This window comes from Amycolatopsis sp. NPDC102389 (genome assembly GCF_044765885.1).
Classification (GTDB): Bacteria; Actinomycetota; Actinomycetes; order Mycobacteriales; family Pseudonocardiaceae; genus Amycolatopsis.
Genome location: NZ_JBIWKX010000031.1, coordinates 49,046 through 70,351, shown reverse-complemented (window position 1 = coordinate 70,351; position 21,306 = coordinate 49,046). Strand labels below are relative to the sequence as shown.

Below are 21,306 nucleotides of genomic sequence, written 5' to 3'. Positions count from 1 at the left end.
CGGCCGATCGGGGGCAATGTAGTACGCCTGTACGGCCCGTCGGAACCTGCTGATATGGTCCGCGTATGGGCGGCGGCCTCGGCTGCCGGCTCCTGATGACGAACCCCGAACAGCAGTGTGGCGACGGCGTTGAATCGTCCCCTTACCCGCTGGTAGGCGTCTGTCTCCCGGGAGCACTGCATCGAGAATCCTCGTGTGCGGAACGTGAAACCGTGTTCAGCACATCGTGGGGTGGCCGCCTCCGACGGCCCGATACGTGTCGGGTACGTTAAGTCCAGATCGTGACGATTCCCCCGGCGGAGTGAACGCCGGCCGGGAGAACCGGAAGGAGCCCAGTGGGCGCGCTGGTACTAGCCGAGGGTGCGGAGTTCACGCCGCCTGGCGTCAAAGACTTCAACCTACCGCCGTTGTTCGGCTCCGGCTATTGGTTGAGCTTCACCAAGCCGATGTTGCTGGTGGTCATCTCCCTGATCATCCTCGTCACCTACTTCATGGTGTCGTCGCGCCGGCTGAAGGTCGTCCCGGGTAAGGGACAGTTCATCGCCGAGTCGATTTACAACTTCGGCCGCAACAACATCGCGCGGGAACAGATCGGCTCTGCCGACTTCAAGCCGTTCATTCCGCTGGTACTGGGACTGTTCAGCTTCGTGCTGGTGAACAACCTCTTCGGGATCATCCCGTTCTTCCAGTTCCCGACCATGGCGCGAATCGGCTTCCCGGTCGCTCTCGCGTTCCTTGTCGTTTACCCGGTGTACCACTACGTCGGGTTCAAACGCCACGGCTTCAAGGGTTACCTGAAGAAGGAACTGGCCCCCGCGGGCATTCCCGGATTCGTTCTGCCGCTGTACTCCACCATCGAGTTCGCGCAGAAGTTCTTCATCGCGCCGGCCACGCTGGCGATCCGAGTCTTCGCGGCGATGTTCGCCGGGCACCTGATCATCATGGTCTTCACGCTCGGTGGGAGCTTCCTGCTGACCGAGGGCGAAGGCATCGTGAAGGTCGCGTCGCCGGTGGCGTTCCTCTTCGCCATCGCGATGACCTTCCTGGAGGCATTCATCCAGGTCCTGCAGGCATACATTTTCGCACTGCTGTCCGCAGGGTACATCGGCGCCGCGCTGGCGTCGGAGCACTGAGAAACACCAAAAGCCCCCGATCCGCGTGAGTCGCGCGGACCGAGTTTGAAGGGAAACGCACGTGAGCAACATCGTTCTTGCGCAGGCTGCCGAGGCCGCTACCAACATCAACCCGGGTCTCGCCGCCATCGGTTACGGCCTCGGCGCGATCGGCCCCGGTATCGGTGTGGGTCTCATCTTCGCCGCGGTCATCAACGGCACCGCCCGTCAGCCGGAGGCCCAGGGCAAGCTGCAGAGCATCGCCTTCTCGACCTTCGTTCTGACCGAGGTGCTCGCGCTGATCGGTATCGTCATCTACTTCCTCGCCTCCGCCTAAGGCTGAGTTCCGCTCATCGCTTAAGGAGACGTTGTGCTGAAGACCGAATTGGCGTTGGCCGCCGCTGAAGCGCCGCCCAACCCGATCGTGCCGCACGTTCCCGAGCTCATCCTCGGTTTCATCGCCTTCCTTCTGCTGCTGTTCGTTCTGAAGAAGTACGTCGTCCCGCGTTTCGAGGCGACCTACGAGGAGCGGACCAAGCTGATCGAGGGTGGCATCGAGCGGGCCGAGAAGGCACAGGCCGAAGCCGAAGAAAACCTCGCGCAGTACAAGGCGCAGCTGGCGGAAGCCCGTTCCGAGGCCGCGAAGATCCGCGACGACGCCCGGCTCGAAGCCGAGCAGATCAAGGCGGAGCTGCGGGCCGAAGCGGAGGCCGAGTCCCAGCGCATCGTCGCCCAGGGCCAGGCTCAGCTGCAGGCTCAGAAGGCGCAGATCATCGCCGAGCTGCGCGCCGAACTCGGCCGTAACTCCGTCGAGCTGGCCAGCCGCATCGTCGGCGAGTCGCTCGCGGACGACGCGCGTCGTCACGGCACCGTGGACCGGTTCCTTGCCGAGCTGGAGACCGCCGGTGCCGCTGGCGGAGCGGGGAAGTAGACCAGAATGACGCTGCATGCTGCGAGCCGTGAAGCGCTCGACCTCGCCGAGAAGCGTCTCGGCGAGGTTCTGGCCGAAGCGGGTACCGACCCGGCGACGGTCGGCGACGAGCTGCTTTCGGTCGTCGCCCTGCTGGACCGGGAGATCGGCCTGCGCCGGGCCGTCGCCGACGGTTCGGCCACGCCCGAAGCCCGGATCGGCCTCGCCCGCGGGATTCTCGCGGGCAAGGTTTCCGAACCGGCCCTGCAGGTGCTCGACTCCGTGGCGGGCAGCCGCTGGTCGAGCCCGCGCGAACTGACCGACGGGCTCGAGGCCCTCGGCCGCTCGGCGCTGCTCACCAGTGCGGAGAAGTCCGGGAACATCGACGCTGTCGAAGACCAGCTGTTCCGGGTCACTCGTATCGTTGCGGGTGCGCCGGAGCTCGAGCAGGCCCTGTCCGACCTGACCGCTCCCGCCGAGGCGAAGCGGACTCTCGTCCGCACCCTGTTCGCCGACAAGGTGGACGTGGTCACCAAGACCCTCGTCGAGCAGGTCGTCCTGCGCGCCAAGGGCCGCGGGGTCGCCAACGCCCTCGAGCGGCTGGTCCAGCTGGCCGCGGAACGCCGTCAGCGCTCGGTCGCCCAGGTGACCAGCGCCAGCGCGCTGTCCGATGAGCAGCAGGCTCGGCTGAGCGAGAAGCTCAACGCCCTGTACGGGCGGCAGCTCGCGCTGCACGTCGAGGTCGACCCGTCACTGGGCGGCGGACTCGTGGTCCGCGTCGGCGACGAGGTCATCGACGGCAGCACCGCGGGGCGCATCGACGCCCTGCGTCGCCGGCTGGCTAGCTGACCCACAACAACGACTTTGCACACTGGCACGAACGAAGCGAGAGCGGGATTGAAATGGCGGAGCTGACGATCTCCTCGGATGAGATCCGTAGCGCGATCGAGAACTACGTCTCGAGTTACGCCCCGGACGTGAGCCGGGAAGAGGTCGGCGTCGTCGTCGACGCCGGTGACGGTATCGCCCACGTCGAGGGTCTTCCCTCGGCCATGGCCAACGAACTGCTCGAGTTCCCCGGCGGGGTCCTCGGGGTGGCGCTGAACCTGGACGCGCGCTCCATCGGTGCCGCGATCCTCGGTGACTTCGAGACCGTCGTCGAAGGCCAGGAAGTCAAGCGGACCGGTCAGGTCCTTTCGGTTCCGGTCGGCGAGGGCTACCTCGGCCGCGTCGTGAACCCGCTGGGCGCCCCGATCGACGGCCTCGGCGAGATCGAGACCACCGGGCGTCGTCCGCTGGAGGTCAAGGCCGCTTCGGTGGTCGAGCGCCAGCCGGTGGCCGAGCCGCTGCAGACCGGTATCACCGCGATCGACGCGATGACCCCGATCGGCCGTGGCCAGCGTCAGCTGATCATCGGTGACCGCAAGACCGGTAAGACGGCCGTCGCGGTGGACACGATCATCAACCAGAAGGCCAACTGGGACTCCGGCGACCCGAAGCAGCAGGTTCGCTGCATCTACGTCGCGGTCGGCCAGAAGGGCTCCACGATCGCCGCGGTCAAGAAGTCCCTCGAGGACGCCGGCGCGATGGAGTACACCACCATCGTCGCGGCCCCCGCGTCGGACTCCGCCGGCTTCAAGTGGATCGCGCCGTACACCGGCTCGGCCATCGGCCAGCACTGGATGTACGAGGGCAAGCACGTCCTCATCGTGTTCGACGACCTGACCAAGCAGGCCGACGCCTACCGCGCGATCTCGCTGCTGCTGCGTCGCCCGCCGGGCCGTGAAGCCTTCCCCGGCGACGTCTTCTACTTGCACTCCCGTCTCCTCGAGCGTTGCGCGAAGCTCTCGGACGAGCTGGGCGCGGGCTCGCTGACCGGTCTCCCGATCATCGAGACCAAGGCGAACGACGTGTCGGCCTACATCCCGACCAACGTCATCTCGATCACCGACGGTCAGTGCTTCTTCCAGTCGGACCTGTTCAACGCCGGTCAGCGCCCGGCCATCGACGTGGGTATCTCGGTTTCCCGCGTGGGTGGTGCCGCGCAGGTCAAGGCGATGAAGGACGTTTCGGGTTCGCTCCGTATCGACCTGTCGCAGTACCGCGAGCTGGAGGCCTTCGCGGCCTTCGCTTCGGACCTCGACGACGCGTCGAAGGCGCAGCTCGAGCGTGGTGCCCGCCTGTACGAGGTGCTCAAGCAGCCGCAGTACTCGCCGATCCCGGTCGAGGAGCAGGTCGTCACGGTGTACCTCGGCACGAACGGTCACTTCGACACCGTTCCGACCGAGGACGTGCGCCGCTTCCGCGACGAGTTCATCGACTCCGCGCGCCGCAAGCACGGAGAGCTCCTCAAGGACATCCGCGAGTCGGGCAAGTTCTCCAAGGAGACCGCTTCCGGGCTGGTCGACGCGGTGAACGAGTTCAAGAAGGAGTTCACCACCTCCGAGGGCAAGAGCCTGGTCGAGGTCTCCGACGCGATGGACGCCGAGAAGGTCGGGCAGGAGACCGTCAAGGTCAACAAGCCCGCCCCGAAGAAGTGAGCTGATAGCTCATGGCCGCACAACTCCGAGAACTCCGGTCGCGTATCAAGGCGACCAAGTCCATCGGCAAGATCACCAAGGCGATGGAGCTCATCGCCACCGCGCGCATCACCAAGGCGCGGGCGAAGGTCGCGGCTTCCCGGCCGTACTCGGACGAGATCACGAACGTGCTCTCGGCCCTGGCCGGAGCCTCGGCGAACCTCGACCACCCGCTTCTGGTCGAGCGTCCGAACCCGAAGCGCGCGGCGGTCCTCGTGATCACCAGCGACAAGGGCCAGTGCGGTGGGTACAACTCCAACGTGCTGAAGGCGACCGAGGAGCTCCTCACGCTGCTGCGTGAGCAGGGCAAGGAGCCGGTGCTGTACGTGACCGGCAACAAGGGCCTGAGCTTCTACCGCTTCCGCGGCCGTGACGTCGCCGAAAGCTGGACGGGTTTCTCCGACCAGCCCGGTTACGTCAACGCCGCGGAGGCCGGTGAGCTCATCGTCGAGTCGTTCCTGAACGGCGCCGACGACGAGGCGGGCAACGCCGACGGCATCCTGGGTGTCGACGAGATCCACGTCGTCTACACCGAGTTCGTCTCGATGCTCACCCAGCGTCCGGTCGCCAAGCGCGTCGCGCCGCTCGAGGTCGAGTACACCGAGGGCGAAGAGGAGAAGCCCGAAAGCCTGCTCCCGAGCTACGAGTTCGAGCCCAGCGCCGAGAAGCTGCTCGCCGCGTTGCTGCCGAAGTACATCAACACGCGGCTCTTCGCGGCGATGCTCGAGTCGGCGGCGTCCGAACTCGCGGCCCGCCGAACCGCGATGAAGGCGGCGTCGGACAACGCGAACGAACTGGTGAACACGCTGACGCGGGAGGCGAACCAGGCCCGCCAGGCGCAGATCACCCAGGAGATCTCCGAAATCGTCGGTGGGGCGAACGCTCTCACCGCAGCAGGAAGTGATGACTGATGACCAGTACTGAAGCCCGTGCCAAGGGGCGCATCGTCTCGGTGACCGGCCCGGTCGTCGACGTCGAATTCCCGCGCGGTTCCGTTCCCGACCAGTTCAACGCGCTCAAGGTCGAAATCGAGTTCGAGCAGCTCCGCAAGACGGTGACGCTCGAGGTCGCCAGCCACCTCGGTGACAACCTCGTCCGCACCATCTCGCTCCAGCCGCAGGACGGCCTGGTCCGTGGCGCCGAGGTCACCGACACCGGCGGCCCCATCACGGTCCCGGTCGGCGACAAGGTCAAGGGCCACGTCTACAACGCGCTCGGCGAGTGCCTCGACGAGCCCGGCTACGGCGACGACCTCGAGCGCTGGGGCATCCACCGCAACCCGCCGTCCTTCGACCAGCTCGAGGGCAAGACGGAGATGCTGGAGACCGGCCTCAAGGTCGTCGACCTGCTGACCCCGTACGTGCAGGGTGGCAAGATCGGTCTGTTCGGCGGTGCCGGCGTCGGCAAGACGGTGCTCATCAAGGAGATGATCACCCGTGTCGCCCGGAACTTCGGTGGTACCTCGGTGTTCGCCGGTGTCGGCGAGCGCACCCGTGAGGGCAACGACCTCTTCCTGGAGATGTCCGAGGACGGCGTCATCAACGACACCGCCCTCGTCTTCGGTCAGATGGATGAGCCGCCGGGCACCCGTATGCGGGTCGCGCTGTCCGCGCTGACCATGGCGGAGTACTTCCGCGATGTGCAGAACCAGGACGTGCTGCTCTTCATCGACAACATCTTCCGGTTCACCCAGGCCGGTTCCGAGGTGTCGACCCTGCTGGGCCGCATGCCTTCGGCCGTGGGTTACCAGCCGACGCTGGCCGACGAGATGGGTCAGCTCCAGGAGCGGATCACCTCGACCCGTGGTCGTTCGATCACCTCGATGCAGGCGATCTACGTCCCCGCGGACGACTACACCGACCCGGCCCCGGCGACGACGTTCGCCCACCTGGACGCCACCACGGAGCTTTCGCGTGGCGTGTTCCAGAAGGGCATCTTCCCGGCGGTGGACCCGCTGGCGTCGACGTCGACCATTCTCGACCCGGCCATCGTCGGTGAGGATCACTACCGCGTGGCCTCCGAGGTCATCCGGATCCTGCAGAAGTACAAGGAACTGCAGGACATCATCGCGATCCTCGGTATGGACGAGCTGTCGGAAGAGGACAAGCTGACCGTTCAGCGCGCGCGCCGCATCGAGCGGTTCCTGTCGCAGAACATGCTGGTCGCCGAGGCCTTCACCGGCCAGCCGGGCTCGACCGTGCCGCTGTCGGAGACCATCGAGTCCTTCGACCGCATCACCAAGGGCGACTTCGACCACTACCCGGAGCAGGCGTTCCTGGGTATCGGTGGCCTCGAAGACCTCGAGAAGAAGTACAAGGAAATCACCAAGAAGTGATGTTCCGATGAGCGGCGGGATCAGTGTCTACTGTGGACGCTGGTCCCGCCGTTCGCTTACCGGGAACGTCGACTACTACACTCGGTGCCAGCACCTGAGGTGAAGGGAAGCTACGTGGCTGAGATTTCTGTCGAGCTGGTAGCCGTCGAGCGCCGTCTCTGGTCCGGTACCGCCACGTTCGTGGTGGCGCAGACCACCGAGGGCGAGATCGGCATCATGGCCGGTCATGAGCCGGTTCTGGGTCAGCTCGTCGAGGGTGGCGTCGTCAAGGTGACGACCACGGACGGCGAGACCGTGACCGCCGCGGTGCACGGCGGTTTCCTGTCGGTCACCGCGACCGGCGTGAGCATCCTCGCCGAGAGCGCGGAGCTTTCGGACGAGATCGACGTCGACGCGGCCAAGAAGGCGCTGAGCGGCGAAGACGAGCAAGAGCGGGCTAGGGCGACCGCCCAGCTCCGCGCGGCCGGTCAGTCAGTCTGACCGGGCGAAGGACAGGGGCCGGGCCGTGGAAATCGCCGTGGGTGTTCTCGGGGCCCTGACCATCCTGGCCGTTCTCGCGGCCTGGTATTCGTTGCGGTGGGTCCGGATGCGCCGCGGTGGCGGCGTGAGCGTCGCCCTGCGGTGGCGCCCGGACGAGGCGCGGTCCAGCTGGCATCTGGGGCTGGGCCGCTACGAGGGCGACGAGTTCGTCTGGTTCCGCGTCTGGAGCCTGCGGACCGGCCCGGACCGGGTGTTCCAGCGGGCGAGTATGGAGATCGCGGACCGGCGCGATCCCTCCGGCACCGAGGCGTACGCCGTCCCCGAAGGTTCGATCGTCCTGCGGTGTGAGTCCGCCACCCAGGAGGCGATCGAGATCGCGATGGGTCCCGGTGCCCTCACCGGCTTCCTCTCCTGGCTCGAATCGGCCCCGCCCGGCCGGCGCCTCCCGCGCGCCTCCTGAGTTACGCCTCCAATCACGCGAGTTCGCCGTTCAATCACGCGAGTCGCGCCTCTGATCACGTGAGTTCGCCGTTCGAGCACGCCGTATGCTCACGCCGTGACCACCGTCGACATCCCCGGTTCGAAGTCGATCACCGCCCGAGGCCTGTTCCTCGCGGCCGCCGCCCACGGGACGACCGTGCTGAGCAGGCCGCTGCGTTCGGACGACTCCGAGGGTTTCGCCGAAGGCCTCCTCGAGCTCGGCTATCAGGTCTCCCGCACTGACGGCGAGTGGACGATCGAAGGCAGGCCCGAGGGCCCCGGCGCCGACAACGCCGACGTCTTCTGCCGCGACGGAGCAACCACCGCGCGTTTCCTGCCCGCACTGGCCGCCGCCGGGCACGGCACGTTCCGCTTCGACGCCTCCGAGCAGATGCGCGCCCGGCCGCTGGGGCCGCTCACCGACGCGTTGCTGGAGCTGGGCGTCGACCTGACCTTCGAAGGTTCGCCGGGACACCATCCGCTGGTGGTGCGGGCCGCCGGGATCAAGGGCGGGGAACTGACCCTGGACGCGGGGCTGTCCTCGCAGTTCCTGACCGCGTTGCTGCTGGTCGGACCGCTGACCGCCGAGGGCCTGCGGATCACCGTGACGGACCTCGTGTCGGTGCCCTACGTCGAGATCACCATCGCGATGATGCGGCGCTTCGGCGTCGAGGTCGTCCGCGACGGCGACACGTTCGTCGTGCCGCCCACGCCGTATCAGGCCTGTCGCTACGAGATCGAGCCCGACGCTTCGACGTCCAGCTACTTCTTCGCGGCGGCGGCTTTGACCGGCCGCTCGGTGACCGTGCCGGGGCTGGGTACCGGTGCGCTGCAAGGGGATCTGGCTTTCGTCGACGTCCTGCGGCAGATGGGTGCGGACGTCGAGGTCGGTCCGGACGCGGTGACCGTGACCGGGACGGGCGGGCTGCGCGGGGTCACCGTGAACATGCGCGACATCTCCGACACCGTGCCGACGCTCGCGGCCATCGCGCCGTTCGCGGACGGGCCGGTGCGGATCGAGGACGTCTACAACACGCGGATCAAGGAATGCGACCGGCTGGCGGCGTGCGAGGAGAACCTGCGCGCGATGGGTGTCTCGGTGGAGACCGGGCGGGACTGGATCGAGATCCGGCCGGGCACGCCGGCGGGGACGCTCGTAAAATGCCGGCGGGACCACCGGATCGCGATGGCGTTCAGCGTCACGGGGCTGCGGACGCCGGGGATCACGCTGGACGATCCGGGATGCGTGAAGAAGACCTTCCCCGGCTTCCACGACGCGCTCGCTTCGCTCCGAACTTCCTGGGGCATTTAGTCCTCTGAATGCGGCATTTCTACCGGGCTTCGGACGTGATCCACGTCTATTCTCGCTCCATGACTCAGAGCGAGGACGCGAACCGCTGGAGCCACCTTCCCGAGTCCGTGTCCCTGGAGGACACGATCACGATGAAGGCGATCGACCCGGGCAAGGACGGCACGCCCGAAGTCGACCTCGAGCGCTATTGGGCAGCACAGGAACAGGGCTGAACATGAGCTGAAGGGCGCGGTGAAAGCGTCCTTCAGCTCGCCCCGCCCGGCTGCCACAGGATGTCGCCGTCCGGGTTCGCCAGCCGCGACAGGATGAACAGCAGATCCGAAAGCCGGTTCAGGTACTTGATCGCCAGCTGGTTCGTCGTGGCCTGCTCGGCCTCGAACAGCGCCCAGCCGGAACGCTCCGCCCGCCGCGCGACCGTGCGGGCCTGGTGCAGGAAAGCCGCCCCCGGGGTGCCACCCGGCAGGATGAACGACGTCAGCTTCGGCACGCGCTCGTTGAACTCGTCGCACCAGCCTTCCAGCCGCTCGATGTACCGCTCGGTGATGCGCAGCGGTTCGTACGGCGGGTTCTCCACGATCGGCGCGCACAGATCCGCGCCGACGTCGAAGAGATCGTTCTGCACCGCACGCAGCACCTGCGTGATCTCCTCGGGGAGACTGCCCATCGCGAGCGCCAGCCCGATGACGGAGTTGGCTTCGTCGACGTCGGCGTACGCACCCAGCCGGGGCGACGTCTTCGGCACGCGGGAGCCGTCGCCGAGCGCCGTGGTGCCGTTGTCGCCGACCTTCGTGTACACGCGGTTGATGCGAACGACCATGAAGCCGACTCTACCGGCCCGGCGTAAGGCAAATCCGGGCGAGAGGGCATGATTGGCGCCCATGAGCGAGCACTTCGACGTGCACGGCGGAGCACGGCTGGTCGGCGAGGTCGACGTGGTCGGGGCCAAGAACAGCGTCCTGAAACTGATGGCCGCGGCCCTGCTGGCCGAGGGTACGACGACCATCACGAACTGCCCCCAGATCCTGGACGTCCCCCTGATGGGCGACGTCCTGCGCAGTGTCGGCTGCGACGTCGTCATCGACGGCGACACCGCCAAGATCACCACCCCGGCCGAGCTGTCGCACCGGGCCGATTCGGCCGCGATGGGCAAGCTGCGGGCGTCGGTGTGCGTGCTGGGTCCGCTGGTCGGGCGGCTCAAGCAGGCCGTCGTGGCGCTGCCGGGCGGTGACGCCATCGGTTCGCGGCCGCTGGACATGCACCAGAACGGCCTGCGCAAGCTGGGCGCCACCAGCACCATCGAGCACGGCTGCGTCGTGGCGAAGGCCGACGGCCTGCGCGGCGCGCAGATCTGGCTGGACTTCCCGAGCGTCGGCGCCACCGAGAACATCCTGATGGCCGCCGTGCTCGCCGAGGGCACCACGGTCATCGACAACGCCGCGCGCGAGCCCGAGATCGTCGACATCTGCACGATGCTGACCGAGATGGGCGCGAAGGTCGAAGGCGCGGGCACCTCGACGCTCACCGTCGAGGGCGTCGAGAAGCTGCACCCCACCGAACACCGCGTGATCGGCGACCGGATCGTCGGCGCGACCTGGGCGTTCGCCGCCGCGATGACCAGGGGCGACCTGACCGTCCGCGGCGTCAACCCGCACTACCTCGACCTGGTCCTCGACAAGCTCCGCCTGGCGGGCGCCGAGGTCGAGACGTTCGACGGCGAGGGTTTCCGCATCGTCCAGAACGAGCGCCCGAAGGCCGTCGACTGGGTGACGCTGCCGTACCCCGGTTTCGCGACCGACCTGCAGCCGTTCGCGGTGGCGCTGTCGGCGGTTTCCGAAGGCACGTCGATGATCACGGAGAACATCTACGAGGCCCGGTTCCGGTTCATCGAAGAGATGATGCGGCTTTCCGGCGACGCGCGCACCGATGGCCATCACGCCGTCGTGCGTGGCGTGGAGAAGCTCTCGAGCGCTCCGGTGTGGGCCGCGGACATCCGCGCCGGCGCCGGGCTGGTGCTGGCCGGGCTGTGCGCGGACGGCGTCACCGAGGTCTGGGACGTCTTCCACATCGACCGCGGCTACCCGCATTTCGTGGAGAACCTGAACCGGCTCGGCGCCCGGATCGAACGCGTCGCCGGGGAACCCGACCGGGCCTGACGGCGATCAGGACAGGGCGACGAACGCCGCGAGGAAGTCGCGCGACGTCGGCGAGTCCAGCCGGTAGGTGACGTTGGTGGCGTAGCAGGGGCCGTCACCGGTGATGGTCGTCGACACGAGGACGCGCTCGCCGCCGATGGTGGCGAAGTTCGGCCCGCCGGAGTCGCCGTAGCAGGCGCCGCCGTTGCCCTGGGGCGCCGTCATCGCGAGCCGGACCCAGGTGTTGTTCAGCGCGTTGAAGGTGACGGGCGCCTTCATCCGGACGCCGCCGCCCGGATGGGTGTGCCCGCCCGGCCCGTTCACGGCCTCCTGCGTGCCGTAACCCGCGACCACGAACGGCGTCGAGTTCAGCCCCTGCGGGCCGAGCTTGTCGAGCTGACCGGCGCGGGGCAGCTTCGCCGGCGTGAAGGTCCAGCGTGCGGCGACCTGTTTCGCGGGCAGCTGGACGACGGCGATGTCGTGCGAGTCGGCGGAGTTGCCGGGGTAGCCGGGCTCGCTGTGCGCGACCCCCTCGACGGCGACGGCCTTGGCGATCGCCGCCGGGTCGCCGGGGTACTTCTTCGCGGCCGCGTCGAGGCCCGCTTGCACGTCTTGGTCGAGGGAGACGAAGAACCGCACGTTGGCGGGCCAATCGGTGGTGCAGTGCGCGGCGGTGAGGAAGGTGTCGGCGTCCACCATCGTGCCGGAGCACACCCAGTCGACCCGGTCCGGTGTCGCCGGGTCGCCGTCGTTGTCCCAGGTCGCGACGAGGGCGCCGACCTCGGTGCGTTCCGGTGCGGGGGTGGCGTTGTAGGAGTTGATCGCGGGCGCGGCGGTGGCGCCGCCCAGCAGCAGGGCGGCGGACAGCGCCGCGACGGTGGCGGCGGGGGTGAACCTCACGAACGGCCTCCTCGTCTCGTGCTTCTGGAGACGGGATTCAACGTGGTGGACGCGGGAAAGTCAGCCGCCGAAAGTAGTCACGCGTCCCGGCGCCGCCGGGTTCCCGCGTACAGGGCGGCACCCGCGGCCAGCGAACCCAGCCCGGTCAACAGGATGGGTTCGAGATCGAAACCGGTCTTGGCCAGCGAAGGGGGACTCGCCACCGCCTCGACGGTACGAGGGGCGACGGCCGCCACCGGAACGACCGCGGGACGGACGACTTCCCCGTGCGGTCCCCCGGGCGGGGGAGTCTCGGCAGGCGGGTTCGTGGCGGGCGGTGTCCGGTCCGGAACGCAGGCGGTGTGCGCCGGATTGCCGCGCCCGACGCCGAGAAGAACGACCGTAAGGGTTACTCGAGCACGAGAGCGGCGCCGAAACCGACCAGCGCGGTCCCCGTGACGCCGTCGAGCGCGCGGCGCACCTTGCGGCGTTCCAGCCAGGCCCGCACCCGGTGCACGAAGAACAGCAGCAGAAGCTGGGCGATGGTGCCGGCCGCCGCGATCGTGTAGGCCAGCAGCAGCGCGTCGCCGGTGCCGGTGACGCCCGGGGTCAGGAACTGCGGCAGCACCGACAGGTACAGCACGAGGACCTTCGGATTGGTGAAGTTGGAGAGGAAGCCCTCCCGCCAGCGGCGGAATCCGCTCCGGGCGGCGGCCGTCTCGGCGAGCCTGCCGTAGTCGCCGCGGAAGGCGCCGATCAAGGCCCGGACGCCGAGGTAGCAGAGATAGGCCGCGCCCGCCCATTTCACCGCTTCGAACACCGGCCGCGAGTTCATGATGACCGCGCCGAGACCGAGCGCGGCCGCGGTCGCCTGCGTGAGGTTCGCGATGCCGACGCCGAAGCAGGCCCAACCCCCGCCGCGGACACCTCCGGACAGCGCGTTCTTCAGCACCACCATGTTGTCCGGGCCCGGGACGAGCGCCAGCGCCAGCATCATCAGCGCGAAACCGCCGTAGACGCCCCAGGTCATGACTCGCGCACCAAAGCCGCGCCGAAGCCGACCAGCGCGGTCCCCGTGACGCCGTCGAGCGCCCGCCGGACCTTGCGGCGTTCCAGCCAGGTGCGCACGCGATGCACGAAGAACAGCAGCGTCAGCAGCCAGATCGCGCCCAGCACGGCGACCGTGTAGGCGAGCAGCAACGCGTGCCAGGCCGAGGTCGTCACCGGGTCGAGGAACTGCGGCAGCACCGAGAGGTACAGCACGAGCACCTTCGGGTTGGTGATGTTGGAAAGGAAGCCCTCACGGAAGCGGCGGAACCCGCTTGTCCGTTGCTGCTTCACCGCGGTGACACCGGAGTAGTCACCCCGCCACGCGCCGCGCAACGCCTGGAACCCGAGGAAGACCAGGTAGGCGGCACCGACCCATTTGAGCGTCACGAACACCGGCTGCGACTGCGCGATCACGACGCCGAGGCCGAGCGCGGCGGCGGTGCCCTGGACGGCGTTGGCCACGAAGATCCCGGCCGTGGCGAGGAATCCGCCGCGGGTGCCGCCGGACAGCGAGTTCTTGAGCATCACCATCGTGTCCGGGCCCGGCGCGAGGACGATCAGGACGACGATGACCAGATAGCTGCTGTACGAACTCCACGTCACGGTCACCCACGCTAGACGCCGGGCGGGGGAGAGTCTCGCGGATTTCGGTCACAGTCCCTGGTCACCGCGGGGAGCCCTGGGTCGGGGGGGGGGGGGGGGGGGGGGGGGTCCCCCCCCCCCCCCCCCCCCCCCCCCCCCCCACCCACGACCCAAGATCGCGACGGCCTGCCACGTCCGTTCGGCCGGGTAGGCAACCGACGAACGGACACTGGCGCCCGTCCCCCGGACGGGTAATGTGCCGTGGCATGCATGAGGGGCAGATCGACCTCCTTCCAGGCGAACGGGTCATCTGGGCCGGACAGCCGGTGCGCAGGCCCCTCTTCAATCCCGGCGACTACTTCAACGTCCCTGTAGGCCTTTGCTGGCTCGGCGCCGTCACGGTGTTCTTCGCGTACAACCACGACACGGCGTTCCACACGGTCGCGTGGGCGGTGCTCACCGCCGCGGGCGTTCTCCATCTCGCCGGCAGGCCGCTGATCCGCTACCTCAGGCTCGCCTCGACGACGTACGCCGTGACGGACGGCCGGGTCATCGCGACCAGTTCGCTCGTCCGCCGCAAGGAGGAGTCCGCGGCGCTGGCCGGGCTGGCGGACCCCGTTGTCACCCCTGGCCCCGGCAAGACCGGGACGATCACCTTCGGCAGGCTCGGAGTGCTGGCGTGGGCGTCGGCGAACCTCGGCGCAGGAACCGGGAAGGCCCGGAAGCCGCCGGTCATCCTGGTGGGTGTCAGCGACGTGGCGAAAGTGCGGGAGAAACTGGCGAAAGCCGTCGAAGAGGCACGAAACCGCAATCCTTAGCGAGCGCCACAACACCTTCACAACATTTCCGGGTGGTGCCGGATGTGAATCTCTCCTTGTTGGCACGGATTCCCGACAGGAGACAGAAATGCGCAAGCTTTGGAGCAGAACCTTCGGCCTGGTGGCCGCGGGCGGACTTTTCCTCACCGTCGCGCCGGCGATGGCGGAGGCGGCGCCACCCAACTTCAGGGTCGGTATTCAGCTGGCCGACAAGGGCGGCAAGGGAGGATTCGGGGTCGAGCAGTTCACCGGGTTCGCCAACTTCGGCACCAGCATTTCGCCATGGGCCGGGGACAGCAACAACTTCGACCCGGACGCGGCCAAGATCGATCTCAACCCCGTGTTCGGCGGCGGTCCGCTGAACCAGGTCGATTTCCGGATCGGCGGGCAGGCCCGCGACGGCGGCAAGGAACTCGGCACCGTCGCCTACACCCCCTGGGCGAGTCAGGGTGGCGGCACGACCGATGTGATCACCGACAGCAACTCCTTCGACCCGGACCAGTACCGACTGTTCCTGGAGACCCGGCCGCTGCCGCCCGGGGTTCAGATCAGCGACCTTCGCCTGTCGATCCTGGCCGTCGACCGCGGCGAGCCCGAGGGCGTGCCCACCTTCACCCGTTGGGCGAGCCAGGGCGGGGGCCAGAGTGAATACGCCCTGGACGCCAACTCCTTCGACCCGGACGGGTTCCGGATCGGGCTCGAGGTCGTCTGATCCAGGTGCTCGGGTCCCGTGTCGTTCACCGGGGCCCGGGCGCCTTCCAGCCGGGAAGAATGACCCGACTGTGTTCGATTCAACTAAGCAGCCGATGTTACCGGCCGGTACACTCAGGCGGTCGTCCAGTGCCGGAGGTGTACCGTGCCCTATCCCACGGACCGTGAACGGGACCGCCCCTGGGTGATGCGGACCTACGCGGGCCACTCGTCCGCGGCCGCGTCCAACGAGCTGTACCGCCGTAACCTCGCGAAGGGGCAGACCGGCCTCTCGGTCGCCTTCGATCTGCCGACGCAGACCGGTTACGACCCGGATCACCAGCTGTCCAAGGGCGAGGTCGGCAAGGTCGGCGTCCCGGTCTCGCATATCGGCGACATGCGGCGCCTCTTCGACGGCATCCCGCTCGCCGAGGCCAACACGTCGATGACGATCAACGCGCCCGCCATGTGGCTGCTGGCGCTCTACGTCTCCGTGGCGCGCGAGCAGGCCGAAGCCGAGGGCCGTGACGTCGACGAGGTGCTGGCGAAGCTCACCGGCACCACGCAGAACGACATCATCAAGGAATACCTCTCCCGCGGCACCTACATCTTCCCGCCGGGCCCGAGTCTCCGCCTCATCACCGACATGATCGCGTGGACCGTGCACCACGTGCCGAAGTGGAACCCGATCAACATCTGCAGCTACCACCTGCAGGAAGCCGGTGCGACGCCGACGCAAGAGGTCGCGTACGCGTTGTGCACCGCCATCGCCGTCCTCGACGCGGTCCGCGATTCCGGCCAGGTCGAGCAGGCCGACATGGCCAAGGTCGTCGCGCGGATCTCGTTCTTCGTCAACGCCGGCGTGCGGTTCGTCGAAGAGATGTCGAAGATGCGCGCGTTCACCGCGCTCTGGGACGAGATCACCCGGGACCGTTACGGCGTCACGGATCCCAAGGCGCGGCGGCTGCGCTACGGCGTCCAGGTCAACTCGCTGGGCCTGACCGAGGCGCAGCCGGAGAACAACGTCCAGCGCATCGTCCTGGAGATGCTCGCGGTCTCCCTTTCCCGCGGTGCCAGGGCCCGCGCGATCCAGCTGCCCGCGTGGAACGAGGCACTCGGCCTGCCCCGGCCGTGGGATCAGCAGTGGGCGCTGCGGATGCAGCAGGTGCTGGCGTTCGAGACCGACCTGCTGGAGTACGAGGACATCTTCGACGGCTCGCACGTCATCCAGGCCAAGGTCGACGAGATCATGGCGGGCGCGCGCGAGGAGATCGCGCGCGTGCAGGATCTCGGCGGTGCGGTCGCGGCCGTCGAGAGCGGCTACATGAAGTCGCAGCTCGTCGCTTCGCTCGCGGAGTACCGGCGCGGCATGGAGAACGGCGAGCGGATCCTGGTCGGGGTCAACAAGTTCGAGACCACCGAGCCGTCGCCGCTTCAGGCCGAAGGCGCGAAGGCGATCGAAACGATCGACCCCGCCGTCGAGAAGCAGGCCGTCACCGCGATCGAGGAATGGCGGACACACCGCGACAACGCGGCCGCCGAGTCGGCGCTGGAGAAGCTGAAGGCCGTCGCGAAGACGTCGGAGAACCTGTTCGAGGCCACGATCGACTGTGCTCGCGCCGGGGTCACCACCGGTGAATGGTCGGGCGCGCTGCGCGAGGTGTTCGGCGAATACCGCGCTCCCACCGGGGTTTCCGCGTCGGCGGCCGCGGGCGAGGGCAACGAGGAGATCCGCCGCGTCCGCGACCGGATCAAGGCGACGAACACCGAAATCGGCGAACGGCTGCGGATCCTGGTCGGCAAACCCGGTCTCGACGGGCATTCCAACGGCGCCGAGCAGGTGGCCGTGCGAGCGCGTGACGTCGGTTTCGAGGTGGTGTACCAGGGAATCCGGCTCACGCCGGAGCAGATCGTCGCGGCCGCCGTCCAGGAGGGCGTGCACGTGGTCGGGCTTTCGGTGCTCTCGGGTTCGCATCTCGAAGTCGTGCCGCAGGTCGTCGACGGCTTGCGGGCCGCGGGTGCGGGCGACATCCCGGTCATCGTCGGCGGCATCATCCCGCCCGACGACGAGAAGCTCCTGCTGGAGCGAGGGATCGCGAGGGTGTTCACGCCGAAGGACTACGAACTCACCGACATCATGGACGGAATTGTCGGCTTGGTACGGGAGCGCCACGGTCTGAGCACTTAAAGTCACCGTAAATCTCGGTACCGTAACAGCGGTTGGTTCGTCACCCGCTCACACTGCTCACGCAAAGGTACCCACCTACGTTTCGATTAAAACGATTAATCGAAATGAGGTGCCGCGATGGTGCACGGCGAATGGTCGAGGCGAGAGTTCTTCCGGCGGTCCGCGGTCCTGGGTGCGGTGACGATCGGCGGCCCGGTGCTGTTGTCCGCGTGCACGTCGACGTCTTCCGGGGACGCTCTGCAGGCCGCCAAGGACGCGAAGAAGATCAAGATCGGGATCGCGAACGAAGCGCCGTACGGTTTCACGGACCAGAGTGGCAAGGTCACCGGCGAGGCGCCCGAAGTCGCCCGCGCCGTCTTCAAGGCCATGGGCATCGACAATGTGGAAGCCGAAGCGGTCTCCTTCGACCAGCTGATCCCCGCACTCAACGCCAGGAAGTACGACATCGTCGCGGCCGGGATGAACATCAAGAAGGAGCGGTGCGACGCGGCGGCCTTCTCGATCCCCGACTACTCGGCGCTGACGGCCTTGCTGGTACCCAAGGGAAATCCGCAGCAGGTGCTGAAGTTCGAGGACATCGCGGCCAAGAAGGTCAAGGTCGCCGTGCTGTCGGCGGCCGTGGAGAAGGGATACGCGACCGACGCCGGCGTCGCCGAGGACCAGATCGTCACCCTCGACTCGCAGGACAACATGCTCCGCGCGGTCACCGACGGCCGGGTCTACTGCGCCGCGCTCACCGACATCTCCCTCAAGGACGTCCTGGCGAAGAGCGCGGGCGCCGCGGCGGAAGTGACGCCGGGCTTCGACCCGATCAAGGACGGCAAGCCGGTCGTCTCCGCCGGTGCCTTCGTCTTCCGCAAGGACGACAACCCGTTGCGCGAGGCCTTCAACGCCGAGCTCAAGAAGCTGCACGACAGCGGCGAATGGACCAAGATCGTGACGCCGTTCGGGTTCTCGGCGGACAACCTGCCGAAGTCCGACGTCACCACCGAGAAACTCTGCGCGGTGTAACGGGGCTGACGTCATGTCGTCGTCGGTATCGCATATCATCACGACCGTCCTCAGTGGACTGACCGCGACCGTCACCGCCGCCGTCGGCGGGATCGCGCTCACCGTGGTGCTCTCCCTGGTCGCCGGGCTCGCGCTGGGATCGCCGTCCCGGACGGTGCGGGGGATTTCCCGCGTCTACGTCGAGATCTTCCGCGGCACCTCGGAAGTCGTCCAGCTGTTCTGGCTGTACTTCGTGCTCCCGGTGCTGGTCGGTTTCCAGCTGGTGCCGATGTTCGCCGGAATCCTGGTGCTGGGCCTCAACCACGGAGCCTACGGCGCGGAAATCGTCCGCGGGGCGGTGAATTCGGTGCCCCGCGCGCAGTTCGAAGGCGCCGTCGCGCTCAACCTGACGCCCGCCCAGCGGATGCGGCGGGTGATCCTGCCGCAGGCGTTCGCGGAAATGCTGCCACCGTTCAACAATCTCTTCATCCAGTTGCTGAAGAGCACCGCGCTGCTGTCGTTCATCGCCGTCCCGGAGATGGCGCGGCAAGGTGAACTGCTGCGGCCGGTGTTCGGCGCCGAGCTGAGCTGGATCTACGGCACCGAACTCGTGCTCTACCTCCTGCTCGCGTTGCTGATCACCAGTGGGATGCGGCTGCTGGAACGGATCGCCGCGCGACGCCTCGGCCGGGCCCCGGCCAAGATGACGGCCACCGCGGGAGGTGTGTGATGGACTGGAGCTGGGAAGCGGCAGCCGATTCGATTCCTTTGCTGCTGGAAGGACTTCTCGTCACCGTCGAGATCACCCTGCTGGCCTCGGTGGTCGCGTACGCGCTCGGGCTGGTGTTCGCGCTGATCCGCCGGACCGGGATTCCCGTGCTGTCCCAAGCGGTTCTGCTGTTCATCGAGTTCATCCGCAGCACACCTTTGCTGATCCAGGTGTTCGTGCTCTACTACGTGATCCAGCCGGTGGGCGGGATGACCTTGTCCCCGTTCACCACCGGCGTCATCGCGCTCGGTGTGCATTACGCGACCTACGCCGCCGAGGTCTACCGTGCCGGGATCGAAGCCGTCCCGAAAGGACAGTGGGAGGCCACGACCGCGCTGAACCTGCCGAGGTCGCGGGTGTGGACCGCCGTGGTCCTGCCGCAAGCGGTGCCTCGGGTGCTGCCCGCGCTCGGCAACTACACGATCTCGATGTTCAAGGAAACCCCGCTGCTGCTGGCGATCGGCGTCGTCGACGTCCTGGCGAGGGCGAAGGAGGTCGGCGCCGACACGTTCCGCGTCACCGAGCCGTACACCCTGGCCGGGGTGCTGTTCCTGCTGGTGAGCCTGCCGGCTTCGATTCTGGTGAGAAGGTTGGAGCGACGTGCCGCCCACAGTTGATTCCCCGATGATCCGGTTCTCGCAGGTGGTCAAGTCCTTCGGGGACCACGTCGTACTGCGGGACCTCGATTTCACCGTCGCACCAGGGGAATTCGTCTCGCTGATCGGACCGAGCGGGTCCGGGAAGACGACGATCCTGCGGCTGTTGATGACACTGGAGAAGGTCGACGGCGGCACGATCGAGGTCTGCGGTGACTACCTGAGCCATATGAAACGCGGCGAAAAGCTGGTGCCCGCGGACGAGAAGTACCTGCGGGAGGCGCGCAAGCGGATCGGCATGGTGTTCCAGCAGTTCAACCTGTTCCCCAACATGAACGTGCTGCGCAACATCACCGAGGCGCCGATCCACTCGCTCGGCGTCTCGCGGGACGAGGCCGAGGCACGGGCCGTCGAGCTGCTGGAAATGGTGGGGCTCACCGACAAGAAGGACGAGCACCCCACGCGGCTTTCCGGTGGCCAGCAGCAGCGCGTCGCGATCGCCCGCGCGCTCGCGATGCGACCGGACGTGCTGCTGCTGGACGAGGTGACTTCGGCGCTCGACCCGGAACTGGTGGCCGACGTGCTGCGCGTGCTGCGCGAGATCGCGACGTCCACCGACATCACGATCCTGTGTGTCACGCACGAAATGCAGTTCGCGCGGGACGTTTCGGATCGGGTGATGATGTTCGACCAGGGGCAGGTGCTGGAGGATGCCACGCCGGACAAGCTGTTCAACGATCCGGACCACGACCGGACGCGGCAGTTCCTCAAGGCCGTGATCGACCGCGCCTAAAGCGCGCTCAAGATCTCCTTCGTCGAGGTGACCGTGGCGAACCCGCCGCCGTGCAGGTTCGTCGCGGTCGCCCGGTACAGCTCGTCCGCGGTCAGGACGCCGCCGTCCGGCCCGGCGAGGTCGAAGGTGAAGGTGGCGTCGAGCGCGAAAGTCACGTCGTAGCCGAGGTTCCCGCCGACGCGCGCGGTGGTCTCGCAGCAGAAGTTCGTCTGGATGCCGGCGAGCACGAACGAGGTGATGCCGCGGGTCTTCAGCCAGCCGTCGAGATCGATGTCGCCGTGGAAGGCCGAGTTGACCTTCTTGCCGAACACCAGATCCGCGCGCACGCCGTCGAGTTCCGGCTTGAAGTGGTTGCCCTCCTGGCCGGGCCGCAGCGACGAGCCGGGTTTCACGGAGTCGTGGTGCACCAGCACGATCGGCAGTCCGCGCTCCTGCCAGGCGTCGACGAGCGCCTTGATGTTGGCCTCCGCGCCGGGGTTGTTGCGCGGGCCCCAGACGGGCTTGTCGAAGCCGCGCTGGACGTCGATCACGAGCAGGGCCTTGGTTTCAGTGGTCATGGCTCCGAGTTTCACGCGCATCGGCACTGAACGGGAGTGGCAGAAGAAGCGCGA

At 67.6% G+C, this 21,306-nt stretch carries 25 protein-coding genes; 19 read left to right on the top strand and 6 right to left on the bottom strand.

Annotated features, from left to right (window positions below; translation table 11 throughout):
* The first annotated feature begins 335 nt into the window (after nucleotides 1-335).
* The 11 genes from atpB to ACIRGA_RS24685 all read left to right on the top strand — a co-directional run bounded on the left by atpB (nucleotide 336) and on the right by ACIRGA_RS24685 (nucleotide 9,420).
* Nucleotides 336-1,133 carry a F0F1 ATP synthase subunit A gene (gene atpB / locus ACIRGA_RS24735; protein WP_400944877.1) on the top strand — a complete coding sequence of 266 codons (798 nt, stop codon included), beginning with the start codon at nucleotides 336-338 and terminating at the stop codon, nucleotides 1,131-1,133.
* Nucleotides 1,134-1,194: 61 nt separating this feature from the next.
* Complete coding sequence (locus ACIRGA_RS24730) at nucleotides 1,195-1,449, top strand: ATP F0F1 synthase subunit C (protein ID WP_044852450.1); 255 nt, start codon at nucleotides 1,195-1,197, stop codon at nucleotides 1,447-1,449.
* Between the two features lie 33 nt (nucleotides 1,450-1,482).
* Nucleotides 1,483-2,043, top strand: a complete 561-nt coding sequence (locus ACIRGA_RS24725; protein ID WP_400944875.1) for a F0F1 ATP synthase subunit B — start codon at nucleotides 1,483-1,485, stop codon at nucleotides 2,041-2,043.
* Between the two features lie 6 nt (nucleotides 2,044-2,049).
* Nucleotides 2,050-2,871, top strand: coding sequence for a F0F1 ATP synthase subunit delta (locus ACIRGA_RS24720; RefSeq protein WP_400944873.1), 822 nt, complete (start codon nucleotides 2,050-2,052; stop codon nucleotides 2,869-2,871).
* 53 nt (nucleotides 2,872-2,924) lie between these two features.
* Complete coding sequence (gene atpA, locus ACIRGA_RS24715) at nucleotides 2,925-4,562, top strand: F0F1 ATP synthase subunit alpha (protein WP_400944871.1); 1,638 nt, start codon at nucleotides 2,925-2,927, stop codon at nucleotides 4,560-4,562.
* An 11-nt stretch (nucleotides 4,563-4,573) separates the two neighbouring features.
* Nucleotides 4,574-5,512: a F0F1 ATP synthase subunit gamma gene (locus tag ACIRGA_RS24710; protein ID WP_360094262.1), complete on the top strand. Its 939-nt coding sequence runs from the start codon at nucleotides 4,574-4,576 to the stop codon at nucleotides 5,510-5,512.
* The gene (gene atpD, locus ACIRGA_RS24705) at nucleotides 5,512-6,936 is read left to right on the top strand and encodes a F0F1 ATP synthase subunit beta (protein ID WP_125673800.1); all 1,425 of its coding nucleotides are present in this window, start codon (nucleotides 5,512-5,514) and stop codon (nucleotides 6,934-6,936) included. Before ACIRGA_RS24710 ends, atpD begins: the two co-directional genes overlap by 1 nt.
* A gap of 114 nt (nucleotides 6,937-7,050) precedes the next feature.
* The gene (locus ACIRGA_RS24700; RefSeq protein WP_044852809.1) at nucleotides 7,051-7,416 is read left to right on the top strand and encodes a F0F1 ATP synthase subunit epsilon; all 366 of its coding nucleotides are present in this window, start codon (nucleotides 7,051-7,053) and stop codon (nucleotides 7,414-7,416) included.
* A 25-nt stretch (nucleotides 7,417-7,441) separates the two neighbouring features.
* On the top strand, nucleotides 7,442-7,876 hold the full coding sequence (locus tag ACIRGA_RS24695; protein ID WP_400944869.1) for a DUF2550 domain-containing protein: 435 nt from the start codon (nucleotides 7,442-7,444) through the stop codon (nucleotides 7,874-7,876).
* 96 nt (nucleotides 7,877-7,972) lie between these two features.
* Complete coding sequence (gene aroA, locus ACIRGA_RS24690; protein ID WP_400944868.1) at nucleotides 7,973-9,208, top strand: 3-phosphoshikimate 1-carboxyvinyltransferase; 1,236 nt, start codon at nucleotides 7,973-7,975, stop codon at nucleotides 9,206-9,208.
* Between the two features lie 59 nt (nucleotides 9,209-9,267).
* Entirely contained in the window at nucleotides 9,268-9,420 is a 153-nt protein-coding gene (locus ACIRGA_RS24685) for a hypothetical protein (RefSeq protein WP_233598867.1), read from the top strand.
* Between the two features lie 32 nt (nucleotides 9,421-9,452).
* Here the strand turns inward: ACIRGA_RS24685 and ACIRGA_RS24680 are convergent, their stop codons facing one another.
* The gene (locus ACIRGA_RS24680; protein WP_400944867.1) at nucleotides 9,453-10,025 is read right to left on the bottom strand and encodes a cob(I)yrinic acid a,c-diamide adenosyltransferase; all 573 of its coding nucleotides are present in this window, start codon (nucleotides 10,023-10,025) and stop codon (nucleotides 9,453-9,455) included.
* A 61-nt stretch (nucleotides 10,026-10,086) separates the two neighbouring features.
* On the opposite strand from ACIRGA_RS24680, the gene murA reads away from it, so the two are divergent.
* On the top strand, nucleotides 10,087-11,361 hold the full coding sequence (gene murA / locus ACIRGA_RS24675) for a UDP-N-acetylglucosamine 1-carboxyvinyltransferase (RefSeq protein WP_192743220.1): 1,275 nt from the start codon (nucleotides 10,087-10,089) through the stop codon (nucleotides 11,359-11,361).
* Nucleotides 11,362-11,367: 6 nt separating this feature from the next.
* Here the strand turns inward: murA and ACIRGA_RS24670 are convergent, their stop codons facing one another.
* The 4 genes from ACIRGA_RS24670 to ACIRGA_RS24655 all read right to left on the bottom strand — a co-directional run bounded on the left by ACIRGA_RS24670 (nucleotide 11,368) and on the right by ACIRGA_RS24655 (nucleotide 13,872).
* Nucleotides 11,368-12,240: a trypsin-like serine protease gene (locus ACIRGA_RS24670; RefSeq protein WP_400944866.1), complete on the bottom strand. Its 873-nt coding sequence runs from the start codon at nucleotides 12,238-12,240 to the stop codon at nucleotides 11,368-11,370.
* A 77-nt stretch (nucleotides 12,241-12,317) separates the two neighbouring features.
* Nucleotides 12,318-12,443 (bottom strand): LPXTG cell wall anchor domain-containing protein, encoded by a 126-nt coding sequence (locus ACIRGA_RS24665; RefSeq protein ID WP_400944865.1) that lies wholly within the window; start codon nucleotides 12,441-12,443, stop codon nucleotides 12,318-12,320.
* 185 nt (nucleotides 12,444-12,628) lie between these two features.
* Entirely contained in the window at nucleotides 12,629-13,249 is a 621-nt protein-coding gene (locus ACIRGA_RS24660; protein WP_400944864.1) for a LysE family translocator, read from the bottom strand.
* On the bottom strand, nucleotides 13,246-13,872 hold the full coding sequence (locus ACIRGA_RS24655; protein ID WP_400944863.1) for a LysE family translocator: 627 nt from the start codon (nucleotides 13,870-13,872) through the stop codon (nucleotides 13,246-13,248). Before ACIRGA_RS24655 ends, ACIRGA_RS24660 begins: the two co-directional genes overlap by 4 nt.
* Before the next feature lie 245 nt (nucleotides 13,873-14,117).
* On the opposite strand from ACIRGA_RS24655, the gene ACIRGA_RS24650 reads away from it, so the two are divergent.
* The 7 genes from ACIRGA_RS24650 (at nucleotide 14,118) to ehuA (ending at nucleotide 20,695) form a co-directional block, all read left to right on the top strand.
* On the top strand, nucleotides 14,118-14,669 hold the full coding sequence (locus ACIRGA_RS24650; RefSeq protein WP_400944862.1) for a hypothetical protein: 552 nt from the start codon (nucleotides 14,118-14,120) through the stop codon (nucleotides 14,667-14,669).
* 88 nt (nucleotides 14,670-14,757) lie between these two features.
* On the top strand, nucleotides 14,758-15,381 hold the full coding sequence (locus ACIRGA_RS24645) for a hypothetical protein (protein WP_400944861.1): 624 nt from the start codon (nucleotides 14,758-14,760) through the stop codon (nucleotides 15,379-15,381).
* A gap of 144 nt (nucleotides 15,382-15,525) precedes the next feature.
* On the top strand, nucleotides 15,526-17,547 hold the full coding sequence (locus ACIRGA_RS24640) for a protein meaA (RefSeq protein WP_400944860.1): 2,022 nt from the start codon (nucleotides 15,526-15,528) through the stop codon (nucleotides 17,545-17,547).
* 117 nt (nucleotides 17,548-17,664) lie between these two features.
* Nucleotides 17,665-18,558: an ectoine/hydroxyectoine ABC transporter substrate-binding protein EhuB gene (gene ehuB, locus ACIRGA_RS24635; RefSeq protein WP_400944858.1), complete on the top strand. Its 894-nt coding sequence runs from the start codon at nucleotides 17,665-17,667 to the stop codon at nucleotides 18,556-18,558.
* 13 nt (nucleotides 18,559-18,571) lie between these two features.
* Nucleotides 18,572-19,267, top strand: a complete 696-nt coding sequence (gene ehuC / locus ACIRGA_RS24630) for an ectoine/hydroxyectoine ABC transporter permease subunit EhuC (protein WP_400944856.1) — start codon at nucleotides 18,572-18,574, stop codon at nucleotides 19,265-19,267.
* A complete protein-coding gene (ehuD, locus tag ACIRGA_RS24625; RefSeq protein WP_400944854.1) occupies nucleotides 19,267-19,923 on the top strand; it encodes an ectoine/hydroxyectoine ABC transporter permease subunit EhuD in 657 nt (218 codons plus the stop codon). The genes ehuC and ehuD overlap by 1 nt, the downstream gene beginning before the upstream one ends.
* 7 nt (nucleotides 19,924-19,930) lie before the next feature.
* Nucleotides 19,931-20,695, top strand: coding sequence for an ectoine/hydroxyectoine ABC transporter ATP-binding protein EhuA (ehuA, locus tag ACIRGA_RS24620; RefSeq protein ID WP_400944936.1), 765 nt, complete (start codon nucleotides 19,931-19,933; stop codon nucleotides 20,693-20,695).
* On the opposite strand, the gene ACIRGA_RS24615 is transcribed toward ehuA, so the two are convergent.
* Complete coding sequence (locus ACIRGA_RS24615) at nucleotides 20,692-21,252, bottom strand: cysteine hydrolase family protein (RefSeq protein ID WP_400944852.1); 561 nt, start codon at nucleotides 21,250-21,252, stop codon at nucleotides 20,692-20,694. The genes ehuA and ACIRGA_RS24615 overlap by 4 nt on opposite strands.
* Nucleotides 21,253-21,306 lie beyond the last annotated feature (54 nt).